Raw genomic sequence first — 3919 nt, 5'->3', positions numbered from 1 at the left:
GTTCCCTAACGCTAGCTTTAAAAGCCTGAATTATATAAGGGATTGGTGACTGGGAGATAATAACTCAAGACAAATGACCAATGACCAATGACAAATGACAAATGACTAATCAAATGAATTCGGCACAGCCATTAGGTTCGGTCATTCAAGGTTCTCTAACTGAAGGTTTAGAAGTACGATTGCATCCTGACATTTCTGTGGAAGATATGCGGGTGGGTAAGTTTCTTGTTGTGCAAGGGATGCGATCGCGCTTTTTTTGTATGCTGACAGATGTAGCATTGGGGGCTGCTAATGCCCGAATTATTGCAAATCCCCCTAGTTGGGAAGACACTTTTTTACGAGATGTTTTAGCCGGAAGTGGTACTTATGGTACTATCAACCTCGCGCCCATGTTGATGTTCACTCCCGAATCTGAAGAATCTTTCTCCCCAACAAATGGCAAATCGACAAATCCCTTCCTCCCATCGGTGACGGGTTTGGCTTCATTTGTGCCACAAACCAGTACTACAATGGAATTGTTGCCTGTTAAAACTATTCCTAGCCACTTTAGCCAAGTTTACGATGCAAGTGTTGACGATTTTCGCCGGGTATTTGGTTGGGAAGATGACCCCCAAAGGCGTAATTTTTCCATCGGTAAACCTTTGGATATGGATGTGCCCGTTTGTATCGATTTAAACCGCTTTGTAGAACGGAGTAATGGGGTTTTTGGGAAATCCGGTACTGGTAAATCCTTTCTAACACGGTTGCTTTTAGCTGGCGTTATCCGTAAAAATGCGGCAGTGAACTTGATTTTTGATATGCACTCTGAGTATGGCTGGGAAGCAGTCGCAGAAGGTAAAAACGTCAGTACTGTTAAGGGTTTAAAGCAACTTTTTCCCAGTAAAGTTGAGGTCTACACTCTCGACCCGGAATCGACAAAGCGCCGGGGTGTGCGTGATGCTCAAGAACTTTATTTGAGTTATGAGCAAATTGAAGTTGAAGATATTAAGTTATGTAGCCGAGATTTAGGACTCTCTGACGCAGCCCTGGATAACGCCAATATTCTATATAGCGAGTTTCGCAAGTCTTGGATTGTCCAGTTGCTGAATATGACTAATGAAGAAATCGAGGTGTTCTGCGAGGAGAAGCGGGGACACAAAGGCTCGATTATGGCGTTACAGCGCAAACTGATGCGTATGGATAATTTGAAGTATATGCGCGCGGTTTGTCCCCAGAATTACATTGATAAAATTGTGCAATGTCTGGAAGCTGGGAAGAATGTTGTGATAGAATTTGGTTCCCAGTCTAATATGCTCTCTTATATGTTGGTGACGAATATGATCACCAGACGTATTCATGAGCATTACGTCAAAAAAGCAGATAGATTTCTGCAAAGCAAAAATCCTTGCGATCGCCCGACACCATTGATGATTACCATTGAAGAGGCGCACCGTTTCCTTGATCCAGGAGTAGTACAAAGTACTATCTTTGGGACTATCGCCAGGGAACTGCGAAAGTATTTCGTCACACTTTTGGTAGTTGATCAACGTCCATCGGGTATTGACAATGAAGTCATGTCCCAGATTGGGACTCGGATTACCGCTTTGCTTAATGATGAAAAAGACATTGACGCGATTTTTACTGGTGTTTCTGGTGGTGGCGGACTGCGATCGGTATTGGCAAAGTTAGACTCTAAACAACAAGCTTTAATTTTGGGTCATGCTGTTCCTATGCCAGTAGTAGTACGTACCCGTCCTTACGACGCAACTTTTTACCAAGAAATTGGTGAACCAGCTTGGGAAGAAAAACCTGACGCAGAAGTATTCGCTGCTGCTGAACTAGCCAAAGCTGACTTGGGATTCTAGATAGTCATTTGTCAGTTGTCCTTTGTCCTTTGCAAATGACCAATGACCAATGACTAATGACTAATGACTAATGACCAATCCCCAATTCGTAACATCCCTCCATTGTGGCAGGAAATTAAGTTCGGTTATCCGGCTAGTTTTGGGCAACAGAAGAGGGGTTTTTGGCGTCACTATAGATATAGTCAGTAATTTCAATGAAGTTTAATTTTTTTTTGCAAATCGGCAATTTTGAATTATAATTACAGATTTTATCTTAAAATACTTTACTATTTGCCTGATTTATCGTACTATAAAGTAAATGGAACTCATACCGACTTCGGATTTTCTCTGGCGATCAGTAACTGCCTAAAAGAAGAATTCTCAAAAACAACCAGCGTGCTTATATAGAGATTGAAAATTTAAGAGATTGAAAATTTAGGGAAGGTAGGGGAACCTATCATTGGGAGTTTACGTCTGAACAACGGCTAGATCAATTGATAATGACTTTTGATAGCTCCCGATATTTCGTGATAGATGTACTACCTTTCTCCATCGATTTTAGTAAGAAAAAATATATTGTGTTTACGGAGTAGAGGATAACACATCAATGCCTACTGTCAACACCCAAACGGAAAACCTCAACACCAAATTCACGGCTGATATGGTGCGAACCTATCTGCGAGAAATTGGTCGTGTACCACTGCTAACCCGTGAACAAGAGATTGTCTATGGGAAGCAGGTGCAACAAATGATGAAGTTCATCGACGCTAAGGAAGCTTTGGCGAAGAAACTGCACCGCGAACCGAATATGTCAGAGTGGGCTGACCACGTTCAACAATCGGAAACCGAGGTACAACAAACGGTGGCGCAAGGGAAGCGGGCAAAGCAAAAAATGATCGAAGCGAATTTGCGCTTGGTCGTTGCTATTGCCAAAAAGTACCAAAAGCGGAATATGGAGTTTCTGGATTTAATCCAGGAAGGAACACTAGGATTAGAGCGGGGTGTAGAGAAATTTGACCCAATGAGGGGTTATAAGTTCTCAACCTATGCTTACTGGTGGATTCGCCAAGCGATTACCCGTGCGATCGCTCAACAAGGTCGCACCATCCGCTTACCGATCCACATTACCGAGAAACTGAATAAAATCAAAAAAGTGCAGCGCGAGTTGGCTCAAACCTTGGGGCGATCGCCTACTCCAGCCGAAATTGCCAAAGAACTGGAAATAGAACCTGCTCAGATCCGCGAGTACCTGAACATGGCGCGTCAACCAGTCTCTTTGGATGTTAAAGTTGGCGATAACCAGGATACTGAGTTGCAAGAAATGCTCGAAGATGATGGCCCATCACCAGAGTATTACACTAACCAGGAATTCTTACGCCAAGACTTGAATAACCTGCTAGCAGAACTGACTCCGCAACAGCGACAAGTTGTAGCCCTACGCTTTGGTTTAGAAGATGGTAATGAAATGTCATTGGCGAAAGTGGGTGAGAGGTTGAATCTCAGCCGTGAACGCGTCCGCCAGTTAGAGCATCAAGCTTTGGCTCATCTGCGTCGCCGTCGTGCCAATGTCCAAGAATACGTTGCTAGTTAAAATGAGAGACGCGGCATTTCGCGTCTTTCTACCACCTTGGTGATGCGCCTCCTGAATTCAGGGGGCTATTTTTTTAGCTGAAAAAAATTCACAAAAAGTGCAATAATTTAGCAAATTTTCCCAATCTGGGACGCAAACGTGATGAACTTTTACCTTTATTTATTACGTAGCTTTGCTGTAGATGATTATCTGATTTTCTATCGTGCGATGTCTCCGACGGACTACGCTTACGCAAGCATTCGGCTCAATGATATACCAAAATGAATGCATGAATTACTCAAATGAGAAAACATTCAGGCAATTGAGAAAGTAAAAGCTTCTTTTGAGAAAGTAAGAGCTACTTTTACTTGCGGAAAACACTAAAATGAGAAAGTAAAAGCTGCTTTTGTTTGTGGAAAACACTAAAATGCGAAATTAAAAGCTGCTTTTGAAGAAGTAAAAGCTGCTTTTGTTTGTGGAAAACACTAAAATGCGAAATTAAAAGCTGCTTTTGAAGAAGTAAAAG

The 3919-nt window shown here is 42.4% G+C and carries 2 protein-coding genes; both read left to right on the top strand.

Annotated elements, in window-relative coordinates; all coding sequences use genetic code 11:
* Positions 1-113: 113 nt before the first annotated feature.
* Positions 114-1844 carry a helicase HerA domain-containing protein gene (locus ACFFAP_RS36935; RefSeq protein ID WP_375515855.1) on the top strand — a complete coding sequence of 577 codons (1731 nt, stop codon included), beginning with the start codon at positions 114-116 and terminating at the stop codon, positions 1842-1844.
* Positions 1845-2430: 586 nt separating this feature from the next.
* Positions 2431-3414: an RNA polymerase sigma factor, RpoD/SigA family gene (locus ACFFAP_RS36930; protein ID WP_375515854.1), complete on the top strand. Its 984-nt coding sequence runs from the start codon at positions 2431-2433 to the stop codon at positions 3412-3414.
* Positions 3415-3919: the final 505 nt, after the last annotated feature.

This window comes from uncultured Nostoc sp. (assembly GCF_964245575.1).
GTDB lineage: Bacteria > Cyanobacteriota > Cyanobacteriia > Cyanobacteriales > Nostocaceae > Nostoc.
This window is presented reverse-complemented; position numbering and strand designations above follow the sequence as displayed.